16 protein-coding genes are annotated in these 19390 nt (G+C 47.1%); 3 read left to right on the plus strand and 13 right to left on the minus strand.

Annotated elements, in window-relative coordinates; translation table 11 throughout:
• Positions 1 to 7: 7 nt before the first annotated feature.
• From purF to fabB, 10 genes are all read right to left on the minus strand, one after another.
• Positions 8 to 1525 (minus strand): amidophosphoribosyltransferase, encoded by a 1518-nt coding sequence (gene purF, locus VBY75_RS04790; RefSeq protein WP_054486979.1) that lies wholly within the window; start codon positions 1523 to 1525, stop codon positions 8 to 10.
• Positions 1526 to 1539: 14 nt separating this feature from the next.
• Positions 1540 to 2034: a CvpA family protein gene (locus tag VBY75_RS04795; RefSeq protein WP_054486977.1), complete on the minus strand. Its 495-nt coding sequence runs from the start codon at positions 2032 to 2034 to the stop codon at positions 1540 to 1542.
• A 90-nt stretch (positions 2035 to 2124) separates the two neighbouring features.
• Entirely contained in the window at positions 2125 to 2670 is a 546-nt protein-coding gene (locus VBY75_RS04800) for an SPOR domain-containing protein (protein WP_199494613.1), read from the minus strand.
• A gap of 3 nt (positions 2671 to 2673) precedes the next feature.
• Positions 2674 to 3966, minus strand: a complete 1293-nt coding sequence (folC, locus tag VBY75_RS04805) for a bifunctional tetrahydrofolate synthase/dihydrofolate synthase (RefSeq protein ID WP_273023412.1) — start codon at positions 3964 to 3966, stop codon at positions 2674 to 2676.
• On the minus strand, positions 3966 to 4844 hold the full coding sequence (gene accD / locus VBY75_RS04810) for an acetyl-CoA carboxylase, carboxyltransferase subunit beta (protein ID WP_222236751.1): 879 nt from the start codon (positions 4842 to 4844) through the stop codon (positions 3966 to 3968). Before accD ends, folC begins: the two co-directional genes overlap by 1 nt.
• A 90-nt stretch (positions 4845 to 4934) precedes the next feature.
• Positions 4935 to 5720 (minus strand): tRNA pseudouridine(38-40) synthase TruA, encoded by a 786-nt coding sequence (gene truA / locus VBY75_RS04815; protein WP_054486969.1) that lies wholly within the window; start codon positions 5718 to 5720, stop codon positions 4935 to 4937.
• Between the two features lie 11 nt (positions 5721 to 5731).
• Entirely contained in the window at positions 5732 to 7963 is a 2232-nt protein-coding gene (locus VBY75_RS04820) for a FimV/HubP family polar landmark protein (protein WP_222236750.1), read from the minus strand.
• Positions 7964 to 8042: 79 nt separating this feature from the next.
• A complete protein-coding gene (locus VBY75_RS04825; protein WP_054486965.1) occupies positions 8043 to 9059 on the minus strand; it encodes an aspartate-semialdehyde dehydrogenase in 1017 nt (338 codons plus the stop codon).
• A 13-nt stretch (positions 9060 to 9072) separates the two neighbouring features.
• Positions 9073 to 10215: a 4-phosphoerythronate dehydrogenase gene (locus VBY75_RS04830; protein WP_416511286.1), complete on the minus strand. Its 1143-nt coding sequence runs from the start codon at positions 10213 to 10215 to the stop codon at positions 9073 to 9075.
• Between the two features lie 21 nt (positions 10216 to 10236).
• Positions 10237 to 11451 carry a beta-ketoacyl-ACP synthase I gene (gene fabB / locus VBY75_RS04835; RefSeq protein WP_054486960.1) on the minus strand — a complete coding sequence of 405 codons (1215 nt, stop codon included), beginning with the start codon at positions 11449 to 11451 and terminating at the stop codon, positions 10237 to 10239.
• 134 nt (positions 11452 to 11585) lie between these two features.
• Between fabB and mnmC the strand changes: the two genes are divergently transcribed.
• A complete protein-coding gene (gene mnmC, locus VBY75_RS04840; protein ID WP_416511288.1) occupies positions 11586 to 13403 on the plus strand; it encodes a bifunctional tRNA (5-methylaminomethyl-2-thiouridine)(34)-methyltransferase MnmD/FAD-dependent 5-carboxymethylaminomethyl-2-thiouridine(34) oxidoreductase MnmC in 1818 nt (605 codons plus the stop codon).
• Here the strand turns inward: mnmC and VBY75_RS04845 are convergent.
• Positions 13368 to 13652, minus strand: coding sequence for a YfcL family protein (locus VBY75_RS04845; protein ID WP_167336994.1), 285 nt, complete (start codon positions 13650 to 13652; stop codon positions 13368 to 13370). The genes mnmC and VBY75_RS04845 overlap by 36 nt on opposite strands.
• 115 nt (positions 13653 to 13767) lie before the next feature.
• Between VBY75_RS04845 and fldB the strand changes: the two genes are divergently transcribed.
• Positions 13768 to 14289, plus strand: coding sequence for a flavodoxin FldB (fldB, locus tag VBY75_RS04850; RefSeq protein WP_054488477.1), 522 nt, complete (start codon positions 13768 to 13770; stop codon positions 14287 to 14289).
• A 5-nt stretch (positions 14290 to 14294) separates the two neighbouring features.
• Positions 14295 to 16697, plus strand: coding sequence for a zinc-dependent metalloprotease (locus tag VBY75_RS04855; protein WP_416511290.1), 2403 nt, complete (start codon positions 14295 to 14297; stop codon positions 16695 to 16697).
• Positions 16698 to 16715: 18 nt separating this feature from the next.
• Here the strand turns inward: VBY75_RS04855 and VBY75_RS04860 are convergent, their stop codons facing one another.
• Positions 16716 to 17108: an acyl-CoA thioesterase gene (locus tag VBY75_RS04860; protein ID WP_054486953.1), complete on the minus strand. Its 393-nt coding sequence runs from the start codon at positions 17106 to 17108 to the stop codon at positions 16716 to 16718.
• A 40-nt stretch (positions 17109 to 17148) separates the two neighbouring features.
• Complete coding sequence (locus VBY75_RS04865) at positions 17149 to 19380, minus strand: DPP IV N-terminal domain-containing protein (protein ID WP_416511293.1); 2232 nt, start codon at positions 19378 to 19380, stop codon at positions 17149 to 17151.
• Between the last annotated feature and the right edge of the window lie 10 nt (positions 19381 to 19390).

Raw genomic sequence — 19390 nt, forward strand, 5'->3', positions numbered from 1 at the left:
GGCTGAGTCAGTCGTTATCGTTATGCAGCTCAAGGTTAGCGTCTTCTGAGCCGTCACGCTCAGATCTGGCAACGTCGTTACGAGCTGCATGCAGACGATCTAGATATTCCTGACTAACATCTCCGGTTACATACTCACCGCTAAACACCGATGTTTCAAAACGCTTTATTGAGCGATTCTCTGCACCGACTGCATCTATCAGGTCATCAAGATCCTGATAAATGAGCCCATCGGCTTTGATCATGTCACGAATCTCTATAGCTTCTCGTCCATGACCAATTAGCTCATTCGCACTTGGCATATCAATGCCATAAACATTCGGGAAACGAATTTCCGGAGCTGCTGATGCAAAATAAACCTTTTTGGCACCAGCCTCGCGAGCCATTTCGATAATCTGCTCAGAGGTTGTTCCGCGAACAATAGAGTCATCAACCAGCAAAACATTCTTACCGCGGAATTCAGCGCTAATAGCGTTCAATTTACGGCGTACTGACTTACGTCGCTGAGTCTGCCCCGGCATGATAAAAGTACGACCAATATAACGGTTTTTCACAAACCCCTGGCGGTACGGTAAATCCATAACATTGGCTATCTCCAGTGCAATATCACAGCTGGTTTCAGGAATTGGGATAACCACATCAATGTCTAAATCTGCGTAGTCCCGTTTCAGTTTTTCGCCCAGCTTACGCCCCATATTGACACGAGAGGCATACACCGAGATCCCATCAATGAATGAATCGGGGCGTGCAAAGTAAACGTACTCAAAAATACAAGGACAATGCATGGGTTTGTCGGCGCACTGGCGCGAGTATAGTTTACCGTCATTCGTAATATAAATAGCCTCGCCCGGCTCGACATCACGCACATACTTAAAACCAGTACCGTCAATTGCAACGCTCTCAGACGCAACAATATATTCCTCGCCATCTTCCGTGTCTCGTTTACCCAGTGCCAGAGGACGAATCCCCCATGGGTCGCGAAACGCAACCATACCGTGGCCGAGAATCATAGCGACTACGGCATAAGCTCCACGAACCTGACGATGAACCGCTGTCATAGTGCGGAAAACGTCTTCTTCGTTCAGTGTCAAACTTTCGTTCTTATCTAACTCGTTAGCAAATACGTTAAGCAAAATCTCTGAGTCAGACGTGGTATTAATATGGCGACGAGCTGTTTGGAACAAATGTTCCTGAACATCGTTAGCGTTGGTCAGGTTGCCATTGTGTGCCATAGCAATACCGAAAGGCGAGTTAACATAGAATGGCTGTGCTTCGGCAGAGCTTGAGCTACCGGCGGTGGGATAGCGTACATGACCAATACCAACATTACCTGCCAAGCGGTGCATGTGGCGTGTATGGAACACATCGCGTACCAAGCCGTTGGCCTTTCTTAAGCGTAAAGTGCAATGCTCATCAACTGTCATAATACCAGCAGCGTCCTGGCCACGATGTTGAAGCATAGTTAACCCGTCATAAAGCGCTTGGTTAACAGCCTGCTTACCAACAATACCAACAATACCACACATGTCTTTTCACCTTTTTATACAGGTTGAGGGACTAAAAAACTGGAGCTGTTTTCCAGATAACTGAAAAACCACTGAATAAATACACCGAAGTGAGGAATTAATAGAGACTCCTTCCACCATTCACTGGAAGATAATGTGGTAAAGGAATCAATAAAAAATAATAAAGCGCTGACAATTAATACACCGCGTAACGCACCAAAAACCAGACCGAGAACCCGGTCAGTTCCGGATAGGCCCGTGTGATGAACTAATTGAGAAAGAATGTAGTTAATAATTGCGCCCAGAATAAGAGTCGCTACAAACAATGCAGCTATTGCAGCGGCATTTCTTACCAGAGGATCGCCAATTTCGGTAAAGTATACTGCCAGATCGAGATAAAACTGACTCGCGATAAAAAAGGCTGAAATCCAGATGGCCAGAGACACGGCTTCTTTAACAAAGCCCCTTACCAGACTGATCAGCGTTGAAAGGCCGATGACAATTATAATGGCATAGTCAATCCAGAGCATAATGACTCACAATTGCTGCGCAAAAGACGCGGTGGATTTTAACAGAATGTGCCTGAGAATGTGATTTTCTTTTCACATATATTGCAAAAATCATGGCCGATAAGTAATTACCTTACCTTGCAGCCCGGTGAGTTCCTTCAGCGGACCTAATTGCTTCTCCAGCTCAGTCTTTGATGTATCCGGACCAACTAAAACACGACTAATTGAACCATCAGATGCCTTTTGCGAGTACGCCGAAAAGCCTTTTTCCCGTAACTGAGAGATCAAACGTTTAACACTGTCCTCGTTACTAAATGCGCCCAACTGGATAACCCAGGCTTTACCGTCAGCAGCATACTCAGCCGGCTCACGTGGCGGGGCCTGGGCATCACTGCTCTCGTTAATGGGCTCAGCTGAATCCGCAGTCTTTTCTGCTTCAGGAAGAGATTCTTCAACGATTACCGGTTCTGACACGGTTTTATCCGACAAGGTTTCCGGTTTTTGAAGTTCTTCCTCAACGGTGGGCTTTAGCGGAATGGTTTCCATTGGCTCAATCGGGTCTGCCTTCTCACCATCCAATATATCGGGAATAATAATGACAGCTAACGCCACCAATATCAGAGTGCCAACAAGACGATTCTGCAGAGGACTGGACAAAGCTCAAACTCCTTTTAAATGCGCGGTAATTCTCGCTACAGTGTAAAACGAGCCGAAGCCGAAAACCAGAGCTTTACCATTATTTGCCTGGTATTGCTCCGCCGCCTGGACAGCCTCGCAAAATGCATGCTCAACTGAGTCAAATAAGTGGCAAGATTCATTAGGTAGTTTGGCTTTAACCGCCAATTGCCCGGATGTTTCGCCACGAGGCTCCGACAGAGACCCTAAATACCAGTCGCAAACTCTGGAACTCAAAGCTTTAACGACCCCACTATGGTCTTTATCACTTAACATCCCAACAACGGCAAACACTTTATGCTTCGGGTAAAATTTGTCGAGATACTGGCAGGCATAAGCAGCAGCCTGAGGGTTATGTGCAACATCCAATAATATCTCACAGTTTTTATAGGAGTCTGTTTGCATTCTTCCCGGAAGCGCGGCCTTAGCTATGCCTTCTCGTATTGCCGATAACGTAACCGGCAAGGGTAACTGTTCGATAGCGGCAATTGCAGTTGAAGCATTGATAATAGGCAACTTAGGCAAAGGTAAATCGTTTAACTGGGTGTACTGACTACGGTAACTCCAGCTATCCGCCTTTTCATTTCGATGAAAGTCCCTGCCGACCTGCCACAACTTAGCACCAACGCGATCTGCCGTTTCAGCAATGCTTGCTGTAGGGCTGGCTTCACCACAAATTAATGGTTTATCCGTTCTCGCTATGCCTGCTTTTTCACGCCCTATTTGCTCTCGATTATTACCAAGAAATGCAATGTGATCGATACCGATACTGGTAATTACTGCAACATCAGCATCGACACAATTCACAGCATCAAGCCGTCCGCCTAAGCCGACTTCAAGAATAACCACATCGGGTTTATTGGCTTTCATGAGCCATAACGCAGCCAGCGTACCAAACTCAAAATAGGTTAAAGAGGTGTTCTTACGCGCTTTTTCAATGACCGCAAAAGCTTCGGTATGTGCAGAGTTTGTCAGTTCCTGACCATTAATACGAACCCGTTCGCGATACTCTACGATATGTGGCGACGTGTAGACGCCAGTGGTGTAGCCAGCTGTCTGTAGAATAGTCTCGAGGTAACAAACCGTCGAGCCTTTTCCGTTAGTGCCACTGACCGTAATAACCAAAGGCGCTGGCTCAAGTACATCGGCACTCGCTGCAACCCTGGCCACACGCTCAAGTCCCATGTCGATGCTTTGGGGATGGATGCTTTCAAGATAAGTCAGCCATTCCTGCAGCGACGCTGACGCTGCAGGGGCAGATAGCGGTCCGGCAGTCATTATTCGCTTACACTGACTTCCGACGTTTCAGTAGATGGCAGGTTCTGCATTTTCGCCAACAATCGAGCGACTGTGTCACGCATGTTACGGCGATCGACAATCATATCAATGGCTCCATGCTCTAATAGGAATTCAGCACGCTGGAACCCTTCAGGTAACGTCTGGCGTACGGTCTGCTCAATAACTCTCGGACCAGCAAAACCAATAAGTGCTTTAGGTTCCGCAATGTGAATATCGCCTAGCATAGCAAGGCTTGCAGAAACTCCACCCATCGTCGGGTCTGTCAGCACAGAAATAAAGGGAATACCCTCTTCACTCATACGTGCCAGCGCTGCCGATGTTTTCGCCATTTGCATTAATGACATCAGAGCTTCCTGCATACGAGCGCCACCCGATGCAGAAAAACAAACTAACGGGATGCGGTGCTTAAGGCTAACTTCCGCAGCCTGAACAAACTTAGCACCAACAACTGATGCCATAGAACCGCCCATAAAGTTAAAGTCAAAGGCGACAGCAACTAAAGGAACACCTTTTACGGTTCCTTTTTCCGCAATAAGTGCGTCATTTTCGCCCGTGCTTTTTTGTGCTGCAGAAATACGGTCTTTGTATTTTTTAGAGTCTTTAAAACGTAAAACGTCTTTCGGCTCTAAATCAGTGCCAATTTCTTCGCGGTTGTCGTTATCTAAAAAAATGTCCAACCGACTGCGGCCAGTAACCCGCATATGGTGATCACATTTCGGGCAGACATTAAGGCTACGCTCTAAATCCGCCTTATAAATAATGTTGTCGCAGGCAGTACACTTACTCCAGACGCCCTCTGGAACACCCCGACGTTTGTTAATTTTTGGCTTCGCAAGAATTCTTTCTATCCAGCTCATACTATTCCGCCCAAAGGCTATTATTAGTCAATGTGATGTAGCTTACATGGTACCACAAATGGATCAAGCAAAGAGGTCATAACAGTGGCCTTAGTCGCCTAACCATAAAGGTCCCGGGGGAACCTGAGGTATATTATAGCTCTCAGGATAGGTAACTTCGACCAAATATAACCCTCCGGGCTTCGCCGTTGCCGCCGCTTTGGTCCTGTCTTTTTGTCGTAGTAACTCTGCAAGCCACTCAGGTGGCTGTTCGTGCTGCCCAACTACAATTAGGCTTCCCACAATATTTCGGACCATATGGTGTAAAAAGGCGTTAGCCTTTATATCAATAATTATATAGTCGCCGCGGCGCTCTACCGTTAAGTCCGTCACCTTTCGAAAGGGCGTGTGAGACTGACAATGTGAGGCACGAAATGTGGTAAAGTCATGCTCACCAATAATGGCTGGTGCAGCGGCCTGCATAGCTTTTTCGTCAAGTGGTTGATGATAATGACTAACGCCAAACGAATGGATTCCGGGACGAAAACGCGTGTTGGCAATAATGTATCGATACCGCCGCGAAGTAGCACTAAAACGAGCGCTAAACTCACTATCGACCTCTTGAGCCCAGCGTACTGCTATCCCTGCAGGTAAATTACTATTTACGCCCAGTGTCCAGGCTGGCTCCGCCCGGGGGACCGGAATATCAAAATGCACAACCTGCCCTGTTGCATGAACACCCGCGTCGGTTCTTCCGGCGCAAGTTACTTCAATGGGCGCATCGGCTATTTTACTGACAGCGTGTTCTACGCATTGTTGGACACTAATAACTTCACGTTGACGTTGCCAACCATAATAGCGGCTGCCATCGTATTCCAGGCATAAGGCCATTCGCATACAGCTTAATCCTACGAATCGAGTTTTTGTTTCAACGCGCCGGCCTCTTTCGCCAGCGCTTCATCGTCACCTTCTGCTAATTGCTGAAGAATCTCCCGAGCTTCATCTTCTTCACCCATTTCGATATAGGCTCTGGCTAAATCCAGCTGAGCTGAGGGATCATCATCCTCAGGAGCATTTTCAGCATCACCCGATTCATCATCGGGTAATACGTCTTTAACCGCAGACGACTGATAACGATCGGTATCTTCTTCCTCTTCGTCAGCTTCGGCCATCAAAGAATCTATATCAACAAAGTCCTCGTCGTCTTTTGCGCTAAACGAGTCGACCTCTTCACTCTCATCACTTTCTTCGCTCGAACCGAACAGTGACTCTAACTCTTTATCGGCTTCATCTTCCGCTTCATCAAGCTCGGCATCGTCCTCAGGAACTTCCTCTTCTAAGTCATCCAGCTCGTCCAGTGACTGAGTTAATTCATCCGACTCCTGAAGCAATTGCTCCAGGTCATCTTCTTCCTGCTCTTGCGGTTCTTCTTCGGTTCTCTCGTCAGGCTCTAGCGCTTCTGCTGACTGCTCTGCCGCTTCCAGTTCAGATTCATCAGTCTCATCCTGAGTGGGTTCTTCACCTTTTTCTGTCTCATTCTCAGCTAAGCCTAAATCGGCTAAAACGTCATCGACTCCGCTATCATCAAAGTCATCCGGCAATAAATCATCACTTTCGTCGTCCGCGTCGCTTCTCTCCGCCGCTTCCTCTGTTACCGACTCATCATCTGTATCGGTCTCTTGCGGAGCATTATCAGCAAGAATATCGTCAATATCATCGGTAGCGTCCTGCTCAGCCTTTTCCTCATCAGGTTCATCTTCACTGACCGCTGAGTCTGCTTGTGCATCTTCTGGCTGCTCAGCCGCTTCCGATTTTTCTTCTTCCTCATCATTAACAGAGAGGTCTATTGCCTGTTCGTCATCATCACCGGCCTCGCCAAACAGACGATCCAGTTCATCCTGAGAGAGCTCTCCGGCATCATCATCATCGTCAGGCAATACCGCTTGATCATCTTCATCTAAATCTTCATCGACGGTTTCTTTCGGCTCAGGCTTTTTCTGTTCCGGTTCACTGTCTTCATCATCGAGACGGACGCTAAAGTCGGTTTCGTCTGCATCCGAAGACTGTCCGGTTAATTCTGCTTCTAAAGCACTAAGATCGTCACCATCATCATCGGAGGTGTCTTCACCGTCGATATCGAACAGACCATCAGTACTGTCTTTAGGCACATCACCCAATAATTCTTTATCCAGCTCGGCAGCAGCTTCTTCCTCGGTCAACTCCTTGTTAGAACTCTGCTCTTCTTCTTCCGTCGCTTTAGATTTTGACGATCGCCGTAAGAAGAAAAATACAATTAACCCAATAATAAGCAGCGCAGGCAACACCGACACCAACAACATATTCAATGGGCTTTGTAGCCAATCAGAAAAACCAGACTCTTGTTCCGCTTCTTCCCGAGCCTGCTGCTCAAGCATTTGTCTCTGTTGAGCTAATACTTGTTGAAACTGAGCTTCTAGTTCATCAGTTTTACTTACGCTGGCAGCCAGTTCATCGAGGCGCTCCGCTAGCGCATCGATTCGTTCCTGCAGCGACTGGTTTTCACCATACATGCGTTCAACAGCCTGCATAGACTGCTGAATGTCAGACTGAAGCTCTTTAAAGTTTTGCTCCTGACGTTGTTCAACTTCCTGAATCGTCTGTTCAGCTTTCTGTCGAGCTTCTTCAAGTAGTTGCTGTTGTTCGGAGCGAGTTCTCTGAGTGCTTTGCTCTGCCTCAGTAAGTTCCTGAGACTTAGTTTGCAATTGACCATCAACCACCACCTGACGACGTGCGGCTTCAGGGTTAACCATTTCAATTTCTTGCAAGGAAGGAATGCGCAGGTAGTAACCGTCAAGCATACGGTTCATATTGCCATTGACAAAGGCCTCATCGTTGGCCTGCACAATAGCAACCATCGTTTGGTATTGTGTGACACTGGAATGAGGTTTATAGCGACGGGCAATATCCCATAAGGTATCAGATCTGGTAATAGGTCCATAGCGCTCCTGACCTAAACGAACATCAGTTGCTTCAGACCCTTTGGCTCCTTTTATAACAACACCGTCCTGCCAACCTGCTGCAGCGACTGTCATGCTGCCGGACAACGCAATGGCTGCCAGCGAAAAGTATCTCAATACCTGCACTCTAATCGTTTTTCTCATTCCTTCGTCTCTGCCCGCGCTTTGCTCTTATCTTTAACGGCGTTAGTTTAAAAAACTTTATGACATACAGCCGGTTAAATTACCAGTAATCACGAATTAAAGTTTCGGCAATTTGTATGCTGTTCGTTGCTGCACCCTTGCGGATGTTATCAGACACAACCCACAAATTAAGACCATTTGGATGGCTAATGTCTTCTCTGACCCGCCCTACAAACACATCGTCGTTTCCAGCTGCATTACCGACCTGTGTCGGAAACTCCTCTCTTTGCTCCATCAGAGTTACACCCGGAGCTTCACTTAACAGCTGCTTTGCATGTTCGGCAGTAATTGGCTGGCGTGTCTCAATATGGATAGCTTCTGCATGCCCAAAAAATACTGGAACTCTGACCGCCGTTGGATTGACTCTAATGCTGGGGTCATTAAAAATCTTTTGCGTTTCCCACACCATTTTCATTTCTTCTTTGGTGTAGTCATTGTCCTGAAAAACATCAATTTGAGGAATGCAGTTAAAAGCAATTTGACGGCTGAAATTAGCAACTGTCGGTTGCTTTCCGTTTAACAGCTCTGCTGTTTGCTTTGCAAGTTCTTCCATCGCCTCTTTGCCGGCACCCGATACTGACTGATAGGTGCTGACGTTAATACGTTCAATACCCACCGCGTCGTGAATCGGTTTAAGTGCGACCATCATCTGGATGGTCGAGCAGTTCGGATTTGCAATAATATTACGATTCCTGAAGTCGGCTAACGCCCAGGCGTTAACTTCCGGTACCACTAAAGGAATATCTGGTTCGTAGCGAAACTCGGAAGTATTATCGATAACAACACAACCTGCCTCAGCGGCTTTCGGTGCAAACTCACGGGAAATAGAGCCTCCCGCAGAGAAAAATGCGATATCGGCGTTAGACCAGTCAAACTCGGTAGCGTCTAACACTTCGATTTCTTCACCGTTAAAGTCAACGGTAGCGCCAGCCGAACGAGCGCTAGCTAAAGGAAAAAGCTCTGCCACCGGGAATTTTCGTTCAGCCAGAATTTCTATCATTTGCTGGCCCACTAAACCTGTTGCACCTAATACCGCAACGCGAAACCCATGTGACATGCTGACTCCTTACTTAAGCAATTTGCCGGGCACGAAAGCCCAACTGTAAAAACTGTATGTATTGCTCGCTATTATGGCATGTAACCACCTGATTAATGAACTCTCTGCGCGGGCTTTCTTTGCGATAATTACGTCGCAAACTGTCAAACCCATCTCGCGTTAGTCCATGACGGCGGAAGTTTTTATCATCTTCGTGGATGTTAAAATGCTCTTTTACCCAAGAGTTAAAGCTTTCCGGAGACGTTAACATCGCGGCATCAAGCTCTGGCCATTCAACCTTTGGTAACACATCTGCTAATTCTTTAGTAGCCGGCATTTCAAAATGCGCTAACAAAGCGTTTGCGATCATAACCGCCCCTCCCACTTTTCCTTCCAGGCTATGCCCGGCAATATGAGGAGTCGCTATATCCGTATAAGGGACTAAATCCGGCAATATATCGGGTTCATTTTCCCAAACATCCAATGCAATTGAAGGACGCTCACCCTGAATAACTCGATCCAACAAGGCTTTATTGTCTATTACTGCACCTCGACTGGCATTCACAAGTAACTGCTCTGAATGCAGCGACTGCAGTGCCGTACTCTCAAATAGATGCCGTGTGGGAAAGTCGCCATCATCGGTTAAAGGAACATGACAGGAGATAATATCTGCGGTTAGCACTCTCTGCCAGTGGTCATGTACAAACTTAACACCCTTTTTACAAAGCGGCGGATCATAATAGTGAACATTAAACCCCAAAGCCTGAAGTCTTTTCCCCGCAGCTCTTCCTGTATGACCGGCTCCGACGATAGCAACGTCTATTTCATCGACGGAATACACAGGTTTATGACTTAACCAGTCTAAAACCACACAAAGAACATATTCACCAACTGACTGTGCATTAGCGCCAGGAGCATGCGCAAAAGCAATGCCTCGCTCTTGTAACAGCGGAAGGTTCACGTGCTCGGTACCGATAGTGGCAGATGCAACAAACTTTAAGTAAGGGGCCTGCTCCAGAAGCTCATTATCAACCGCTGTGACGGAACGGACTAATAGCGCATCTGCGTCTGCGAGCACCTCTTGTGACGGATTTCTTTCGGAGAAGTAAGAAAGTGTTCCCGCACCCGACAATATGTCAGACAGTGCGGGAATATTCTGGTCAGCGACGATTTTCACCGCAATAACCGGCTAAATCGCTTATTCAGAGTATTGGCGCATCACTAGCGATGCGTTCGTACCACCAAAACCAAAGCTATTGGACATGACTGTGCGCAATGGAGCTTCAGTTGGTTTCTGAATAATGTTCATACCATCGGCTTTCTCATCCAGCTCTTCAATATTGATGGAAGGCGTGACAAAGCCATGTTTCATCATCAGCAATGAGTAAATTGCTTCGTGAACACCTGCAGCCCCAAGAGCATGGCCCGTCATTGCTTTAGTAGCGCTGATCATAGGCGTTTTCTCCGGGAATACTTCGCGAATGGCTTCCAGCTCTTTGACATCTCCAACTGGAGTACTGGTACCGTGAGTGTTCAGGTAATCAACCGGAGTATCCACAGTTTCCATTGCCATCTTCATGCAGCGAACCGCACCTTCACCCGATGGAGCAACCATGTCGAAGCCGTCTGAGGTAGCTCCGTAACCAACGATCTCGCCATAAATTTTTGCACCGCGCGCTTTTGCCGCTTCCAGCTCTTCAATAACCAGAATACCGCCACCGCCAGCAGGCACAAAGCCATCGCGTCCCTGGTCGTATGTGCGCGAGGCTTTTTCAGGCGTGTCGTTGTACTTAGTACTCAACGCGCCCATCGCATCAAACTCCATGCCCAGCGTCCAGTGCAGTTCTTCACCGCCACCGGCGAAAACACGATCTTGCTTACCAAACTGGATAAGTTCCAACGCATGACCAATACAATGAGCAGAGGTTGCACAAGCAGAACTTATTGAATAGTTAACACCTTTAATCTTAAAAGGTGTAGCCAGGCATGCAGAGGTGGTTGACGCCATGCAACGAGGAACCATGTAAGGCCCCACTTTTTTCACACCGCGTTCGCGTAAAAGATCGGCCGCTGCTACCTGATGTTCACCTGATGCGCCACCAGAACCGACAACCAGTCCGGTACGAGGATGCGATACCTGCTCTTCTGTCAGGCCTGCATCTTCGATGGCCTGAGCCATTGCAATGTAGGCATAAGCAGCTGAATCTCCCATGAAACGCAACGCTTTGCGATCAATATGGTCTTTAGGGTCTAACTTGACCTCACCCCATACCTGACAGCGCAAGCCCATTTCTGCAAAAGATTCTGAGCGCGTAATACCGGATTTCCCGATACGCAATGATTCCAGCACTTCTTCTTGATTGTTACCGATGCTTGATACAATACCAAGTCCGGTGATAACAGCTCTTCTCATTCTTTAGTCCTGTCTGACATTTCTACGTCGATATATTAACCAACGTCGTGTATGAATGTGGTCTGCTTTGTCCACTGTTGTTCGTAAAGTTGTTATTATAGCGACCATTAACTGATAAATCATGGGATAGCCACTTGAATTCTAATTCATCGGTCCAGTTTAACGAGCAAGGTGTACCAGTTTCCACCACTTTCGATGATATTTACTTTTCTGTCGATAACGGCGTTGACGAGAGTCAATACGTATTCCTTGCTCAAAACGGATTACCCGACCGTTGGCAGACACTCTCTGCCCATGGCTGCTTTACCATTGCGGAAACGGGCTTCGGTACCGGACTTAACTTTTTGCTCACCTGGCAACGTTTTCTGGAGCACGCTCCCAGTGACACCCGGCTGCATTTTGTCAGCTTTGAAAAGTATCCTTTGTCGCGTAGCCAGCTTAATCAAGCTTACCAGTTACTGAAGCCTGTAGCAGAGGTGAGTAGTGAATTTCTCAAACACTACCCGGCACCTGATCCTGGTTGTCATCGCCTTATCCTATCACAAGGCCGGGTCATTCTGGATCTATGGATTGGTGATATTAATGAGTTATTGCCCCAGTGGCTCCCTCAGGCGCAACAAAAAGTTGACGCTTGGTTCCTGGATGGGTTTGCACCAGCTAAAAACCCGGAAATGTGGCAGCACAGACTCTACGAAGCCATGAGCCAGACATCTCACAGTGAAACCACCTTCGCTACTTTCACCGCCGCAGGCAGTGTCAGAAGAGCGCTGCAGCAGGCGGGCTTTTTAGTAAAAAAAGTTCCTGGCTTTGGCCGTAAAAGAGAAATGCTTTGTGGTCATTACTCCGAGTCAAATAAACTCAAACGCAGCGACAGGCGTAACGTCACTATTATCGGGGGCGGAATAAGTGCTGCCTGCACAGCTCTTGCTCTGACTCGTCGGGGAGTTGACGTTAAAGTGATTAGTCCTGACATAGCTGATGGCGCTTCCGGAAACCCTCAAGGTGCTGTTTATCCGCTTTTACATGCTGAACACACGCCGCTCAGCCGGTTTTACTGGCAGGCTTTTTCTACAGCGACAAGTTTTTATCAGACTTTTTGTAGCGAAAACTGGTTTCCAACTGGCGTCATGCAGCCTGCTTTTAATGAGCAAAGGAAAACGCGTTACCAGCGTATAGCCGATAATCTCTACGCAAAAGAGTCAGTGAACTACCTGCAGCCAGCCGAAGCAGGAGAAAAAGCCGGAGTGCCCCTGGGCGTACCCGCCCTACTTTACCCTAAGGCCGGCTGGTTAAGGCCTGAGGCCGTGGTTAAAGGCCTTTTCAAAGCAGCGGGCGTCGAGTTAGTCAAAGCCAAAGCCGTATCACTAAAACAAACAGATAATAAAGACTGGAACGTTTTGCTCGATAACGGAGAGTCGCTGTCAGCGGAGCGAGTTGTGATTGCCACCGGGCACCACGTTAATTCGCTGCTGCCACAAGGCATTGAGGCATTACCTATTCAGCCTGTCCGAGGACAAGTCAGCCTAGTTCAAACCACCAGCAAGCTTTCATCATTAAAGGCTGTTTTATGCTTTAAGGGCTATTTAGTGCCTGCTGATAAAGAGTACCACTGCGTTGGCGCAACCTTTAGCCGCAATAATGACAGCCTGGCGACCAAAGCCGAAGATAACGAAGAGAATATAAGACAATTGACGGAGAATGCTCAGCAGCCTTGGGCAGAATCATTAGACGTTAAAACGGCAAGAGTCTCAGTCAGAGCAACAAGCCCCGATCATCAGCCTGTTGCAGGGGCTCTCAGCGATAACTTATACATATTGACGGGGCTTGGCTCTCGCGGATTTACCTCTGCCCCTGTGCTGGGCGAGATGCTTGCCTGCCAATTGACCGGAGAGCTAATGCCGCTTACCGAAAGTGCTTTACGCCGCATCTCCGCTCGTCGCTTTCAGAGCTAATTTATCCAGTACACTGTTGATATGAGCCTGATCCGCCGGGGATAACTCATGTCGGGTTTTGTAAACGGCTTCACGCAATGCAGGCATGACCTTATCCGGCTCTGTCTCGCCGGACATCTCTAACTGGGCAACCACTAAATCAAAGTGACCACGTAAATAACCGCAAGCGAAAAGTTCATCATCAGTACCCGAAACAACCGCCTCATCAAAGACCGATTCAAGTCGCTCCACTAATTGATCAAAGTTCATACTGCCCCTCATTTGAAGCTTTCCCCGGAAACAAAGGCGCTCATTCTAACGGTCTTTTTGTTACAATGCATCCGCATCAAAGACTCAACGCATGACAGAGGTGTTTATTATGTCCCTGGAAATTGGCTTGTTTTATGGTTCTACCACCTGCTATACCGAAATTGCCGCGGAAAAAATTCAACAAGCCATAGGCGAAGACATTGTTCAGCTGTTTGATATAAAAGACACACCGCTAAAAGAAGCTGAACAATTTGATATCCTGATTTTTGGTATTTCCACCTGGGACTTCGGCGAGCTTCAGGAAGACTGGGAAAGCCACTGGGACGACATTAACGATGTTGACCTGCGCGGCAAAGTTGTTGCGCTATACGGTATGGGTGATCAGGAAGGTTATACCGACTGGTTTCAGGATGCTCTGGGCATGCTACACGATGCTATTGCTGATCACGGCTGTAAACGAATTGGTTTTTGGCCTAATCAGGGCTACGAATTTGCTGCTTCCAAAGCATTAACCGCAGATAACACCCAGTTCGTCGGTTTATCACTAGATGAAGACTCACAATATGAGCTATCAGATGATCGTATCGAACAATGGACGACGCAAATATTAGAAGAAATTGCTGAACAACTAGGATAATAACAATGCAAAGCTTTCTTTCCAAAACCTTGTTACTGCTAACGCTGCTCGTGTCAGCCAGCGTTCTGGCTGACACTGAGAAAACAACCATTGAAAAATTCACGGCGTCGTTTGACGAGCAACAGGGATTTTTTACTTTCTATCACGATGAGGCCAAAGGTAAGTTTTATCTGGAAGTCCCCAAAAGCGATAAACAATTTATTCTTCAAACCAGCCTTCCCTGGGGGCTGGGCTCTAATGATATTGGTTTAGACAGAGGCCAGCTCGGTGAAACCCGACTGGCGTCTTTTCATATTGAGGGCAATACTGCTTTACTGCTTCAGCACAATACTCAGTTCCGGGCGCAAACTCGTAACCCGGCAGAACGCAATAGTGTCCAGCAGGCTTTTGCCGGTTCAGTACTTCATGGCTTCGATATTGTCGCCAGTAATAACGAAAATGTTTTAATTGATTACACGCCCTATTTGCTGACTGATGTGCATGGTGTTAGTAAGCGCTTACAGCAAACAGAACAAGGGCAATTTAAAGCCGATGCGAGTCGCTCTGTTGTTTACCCTGAACGCAGTAAAGCCTTTGTAGAGAATACCGAACTCGAAGCCAAAGTGACGTTTGTCGGCGACGGTAAAGGACAATGGGTCAATCAGGTAGCAGCTAACGCCGACGCCATTTCACTTCACCTTCATCATTCCTTTATTAAACTGCCCGATACTGCTTATCAACCCAGAAACTTTCACCCAAACAGTGGTTTTTGGGCGCACAGTTTTAAAGATTATGCAGCACCTCTTGGTGAGTCGATGACCGTGCAGTACATTCCTCGTCACCGTCTCAATAAAGAAGACCCAATTGCGTCACAAAGCCAGGCGCGCGAGCCAATTATTTATTACTTGGATCCGGGAGCCCCTGAGCCAGTAAAAACAGCTTTACTTGAAGGTGCTCGCTGGTGGGCTGAAGGCTTTGAGGAACTCGGTTATGACAACGCCTTTCAGGTAAAAGTATTGCCCGACGACGCCGACCCAATGGACATTCGCTATAACGTTATTCAGTGGGTTCACAGAGCGACCCGCGGCTGGTCTTATGGTTCCTCGGTCATTGACCCACGCACCGGCGAGATCATTAAAGGTCATGTCACCTTAGGCTCTCTGCGTGTTCGTCAGGATATGAAAATTGCTGAAGGCTTGCTGACTCCCTTTATTGACGACGCCAGTGAATTGAAAGAAGCGGTGCAAAAAATGGCTTTAGCGCGTATTCGCCAACTAAGCGCGCATGAAATCGGTCACACTCTGGGAATCGCTCATAACTTTGCTGCAAGTACATCAAACAGAGCATCGGTTATGGACTACCCGCACCCATTAGTTAACTTAACTACCGATGGTACGTTAAGTTTGAATGACGCTTATACTGAGGGTTTAGGTATTTGGGACAAACAAGTACTGGCCTACGGTTACAGTGACTTTGGCGGCATGCCTTCATCAACGGAGCAACTAACACGTATTCTGGAAAAGAATAAAGCGCTTAACCTTAGCTTCATTTCTGATCAAGACGCGCGCCCGGCGGGAGGCGCACATCCGCTTGCTCATTTATGGGACAACGGCAGCGACCCGGTAACAGAGCTAGAGCGTCTGTTGTCCGTTCGCGCGCAAGTGCTGGATAACTTCAGTAAGGATATGCTGCGTCCGGACCAACCTTTAAGTCAGCTACAAGCCACTTTTGTGCCTATCTACCTATTACACCGTTACCAGGTAGAGGCTGCGGTAAAATGGCTAGGCGGTGTTAACTACCGTTATTACATGGCAGATGATGCGGCAGATGACTACCAGCCGGTTAGTGCATCCAGACAACAAAGTGCATTGAATCAACTGTTAAGAACGATTCAGGCAGACAACCTGCGCGTGCCTTCACATGTTAAGCAATGGCTAGTTCCGGCAGCCTATGGCGAGAGTTCTTCGCGTGAGTACTTTGATGGTAAAACCGGGCTTATACCAGATACCGTAAGTATGGCAGCAAGTGCCGCTGATCATAGCCTACAGCTAATGCTTAACAGTCAACGTCTGAACCGGCTGACTCAGCAACACGCAGAAAACGATCGGGTTCCGTCACCTGCACAGCTTATGTCAGAAGTTTTTAATACTGTTTTCAACGACTGGAAAAATGCTCAAAACCAGCCGCTACAGCAACGTCTGTTAACGACAGCAATAAATGCTGAGGTGCGGGCGATAAAAAGCTCTGGTTTAGCGGCAGAGACTCGTTTAGCGATGCGCGCTCAACTTGCTGAACAGCAAAAGCAGTTGGCTGAATCCGGTTCGTTGTTAATCCGGCAGCTGGCAGGTGATTTAGAGACGTTCTTAACTGACGCTGAATGGCCTGAACAATACGAACCCGAAGCACTACCTCCGGGCTCGCCAATCTAACGAAAATACCAGGGCCGCTTAAAGCGGCTCTGGCATATCATCTAACTGATCTTTGGTTTTTCCATGCGGCGTTGGTTGACGTGTTTCCGGATCAATGTGAACGAAAACAATATCGTCAGCAGTACAAATGTTTTGCTTCGTGTGTTTATTTCGAACCAGACAGGTAATAGCTAAAGACGTACGCCCTACCGATTTAACCTGCAGACCGAATTCAACAACATCGCCCTGAAACGCAGAGGTTTCAAAAGTTATAGCGCCAATATGTTTCGTTACTAAGCTTTTCGCCTCTAACTGGCAGCTGGCAAAAATATAAGCTTCCTCATCAATCCATTCTAAAATACGGCCCCCAAACAACGAACCAGCAAAGTTCAAATCATTTGGCATAACCAGTCGGCGGGATAAAAAGCGCATAGTCACTCCTTGTTAGTGGAAGGTATGTACATATTATAACCTATTGTTCGCCAATGGTTTGTTGAAAAAATTGGGCAATCATTGAATATAAATGGATTTTTGTATTACGCCCGTTAATAGAGTGCTTTTTACCCGGGTAGTTCATCATCTCAAAAGACTGAGCGTTGTCCTGCAATTGCTTATACAGTTTTGTGCTGTGAGTAAACAGAACATTGTCATCGGCCATTCCATGATAAATCAACAAATCACCTTCTAAGTTCTTACTGTAAGGAAAAACCGATGAGTTTTCATAGGCGTTACCTTCATCCGGCATTCCCATAAAACGTTCGGTATAATGTGTGTCATACAAACGCCAGTCGGTTACTGGCGCGCCAGCAACCCCAACTTTGAAATACTCAGGAGCTTTAAACATAGCAAGCAACGACATATAGCCCCCGTAACTATGACCGTAAATACCAATACGCTCTGCATCCACAAAAGGTAAGTTGGTTAAATACTGCACTCCGGTAACCTGGTCTTCAATCTCCGGACCACCCATGTTTTTATAAATAGGCGCCTCAAAACTCTTTCCGCGGTTCGCTGACCCCCTATTGTCCAGAGTAAATACTATAAACCCCTGTTGCGCCATATATTGGACAAACTCACTGCCCCAGCTCTTAGTTACTCTCTGTGCGCCCGGACCTCCATAAACGTACACAAGCACGGGATATTTTTTCTCTGCATCAAAGTCGCTGGGTTTCGTCATTTTGTAATAGAGCGTTTGTCCATCCGAGGCTTCCAGTTCACCAAACTCAGGGTAACGCCAATTTCTCAAGTAAGGAGACAGTGGATGGTCTTCTGTAATCTTATTCTCGGAAAGCCATGCCAGATGATTCCCGGTTGGGCCGTGTAAACTCACCTGCTTAGGCTGCTGAGGCGATGAATACGTATCCAGGTAAGAGCGAGCGTCTGAGGAAAATTCAATATCATGCATTCCTTCACGCTCAGTAATACGTGTGGGATTTGCCGCTGAGCTCGAATTTAACTGCGACCGGTACAAATGAGATTCAAGCGGAGATTCTTTGCGGGCAGTATAATAAAGCGCACCTGTACTCTCATCAACGGCTTCCAATTCGTCCACCTGCCAATCGCCGGAACTCAGCTGACGAATTAGCGAGCCATCCAGACGATAGAGGTAAAGGTGCTTGTGACCGCTACGCTCTGAAGCCCAAATAAAGTGCTTATCGTCTTCTAAGAAGTGCAAGTCGTTATGAAGATTCACCCAACTATCCGACGTTTCTGTCAGAAGTTCTCTCTCACTTTTCTCCTGGCGATTATAAATGAGCAAATTCAGCTCTTGCTGATTACGACTTTGCCACTGATAGCTTAATTGCTGGCTATCACCAACCCATTTCACTCTGGCTAAATAGCCATCTCCCAGCCTATCCAACTCTAACCAATCGGTTGTGCTGTCTTTAATTTGATAAATACCTAAATCAATATCGACATTATCGCTTCCGGCAAAAGGGTAACGTTGCTGTATCGTCTCAATTCTGTCGGCGTAAATCTCACTTCGAGTTGCCAAGGGTACCGGACTTTCGTCAACTTTAGTGAGTGCAATGGCCGACTCGTCGGGCGACCACCAGTACCCTGTCATTCGCTTCATTTCTTCCTGAGCAACAAACTCAGCCATACCAAACTTGATAGTACCACCGCCTTCGGTTGTAACAGCCTGCTCCTCACCACTGGCTATATCCACAAAATACAGGTTCTGTTCACGAATATAAGAAATGTAATTCCCCTCTGGAGAGAATTTTACATCCGTTTCAAAAGCCTCAGTTTTTGTCATTTGTCGGGGTTTCGATTTACCCGGCTGGTGATAAAAGACATCGCCGTTATAAGGGAACAACAAGGCATCGCCTTCAGCTGACCAACTGTACTCAATGATGCCGCTGCCACTAACACGCTGACGTTCACGCCTTGCTTTTTCTTCATCAGACAATTCAACTTCATCTGTTGCCAGCTGGTCAGCTGAAACTAACAGCTGATGTTTTTCAGCTTCAATGTCGTACAACCAAAGATCGTAACGCTGAGGGTTCTCCTCACTGCCTTTTAAGTAAGAAAGGTATTTTCCTCCCGGCGCAAACTTAAGTGCTCGGGGCGTTTCGCCAGCTAAAGGCGAACCACTAAAAATACGTTCAATAGTTAAGTCTTTAGCTGAAACTGACAGGCTGAAAATACTAAAAACGACAACAGCAATCGCCTGAGCCCGGCGATTAAGTATAAAAGGCATGGTTATCAAT

The organism is Idiomarina sp. HB (assembly GCF_048059115.1).
Lineage (GTDB): Bacteria > Pseudomonadota > Gammaproteobacteria > Enterobacterales > Alteromonadaceae > Idiomarina > Idiomarina abyssalis.

What these genes read in the sequence shown, in the direction of transcription:
- VBY75_RS04795 (WP_054486977.1), bottom strand. Translation starts at nt 2,034, where the DNA reads ATGCTCTGGATTGACTATGCCATTATAATTGTCATCGGCCTTTCAACG.
- VBY75_RS04845 (WP_167336994.1), bottom strand. Translation starts at nt 13,652, where the DNA reads ATGAACTTTGATCAATTAGTGGAGCGACTTGAATCGGTCTTTGATGAG.
- purF (WP_054486979.1), bottom strand. Translation starts at nt 1,525, where the DNA reads ATGTGTGGTATTGTTGGTATTGTTGGTAAGCAGGCTGTTAACCAAGCG.
- VBY75_RS04820 (WP_222236750.1), bottom strand. Translation starts at nt 7,963, where the DNA reads ATGAGAAAAACGATTAGAGTGCAGGTATTGAGATACTTTTCGCTGGCA.
- folC (WP_273023412.1), bottom strand. Translation starts at nt 3,966, where the DNA reads ATGACTGCCGGACCGCTATCTGCCCCTGCAGCGTCAGCGTCGCTGCAG.
- VBY75_RS04855 (WP_416511290.1), top strand. Translation starts at nt 14,295, where the DNA reads ATGCAAAGCTTTCTTTCCAAAACCTTGTTACTGCTAACGCTGCTCGTG.
- truA (WP_054486969.1), bottom strand. Translation starts at nt 5,720, where the DNA reads ATGCGAATGGCCTTATGCCTGGAATACGATGGCAGCCGCTATTATGGT.
- VBY75_RS04860 (WP_054486953.1), bottom strand. Translation starts at nt 17,108, where the DNA reads ATGCGCTTTTTATCCCGCCGACTGGTTATGCCAAATGATTTGAACTTT.
- fabB (WP_054486960.1), bottom strand. Translation starts at nt 11,451, where the DNA reads ATGAGAAGAGCTGTTATCACCGGACTTGGTATTGTATCAAGCATCGGT.
- accD (WP_222236751.1), bottom strand. Translation starts at nt 4,844, where the DNA reads ATGAGCTGGATAGAAAGAATTCTTGCGAAGCCAAAAATTAACAAACGT.
- VBY75_RS04865 (WP_416511293.1), bottom strand. Translation starts at nt 19,380, where the DNA reads ATGCCTTTTATACTTAATCGCCGGGCTCAGGCGATTGCTGTTGTCGTT.
- VBY75_RS04825 (WP_054486965.1), bottom strand. Translation starts at nt 9,059, where the DNA reads ATGTCACATGGGTTTCGCGTTGCGGTATTAGGTGCAACAGGTTTAGTG.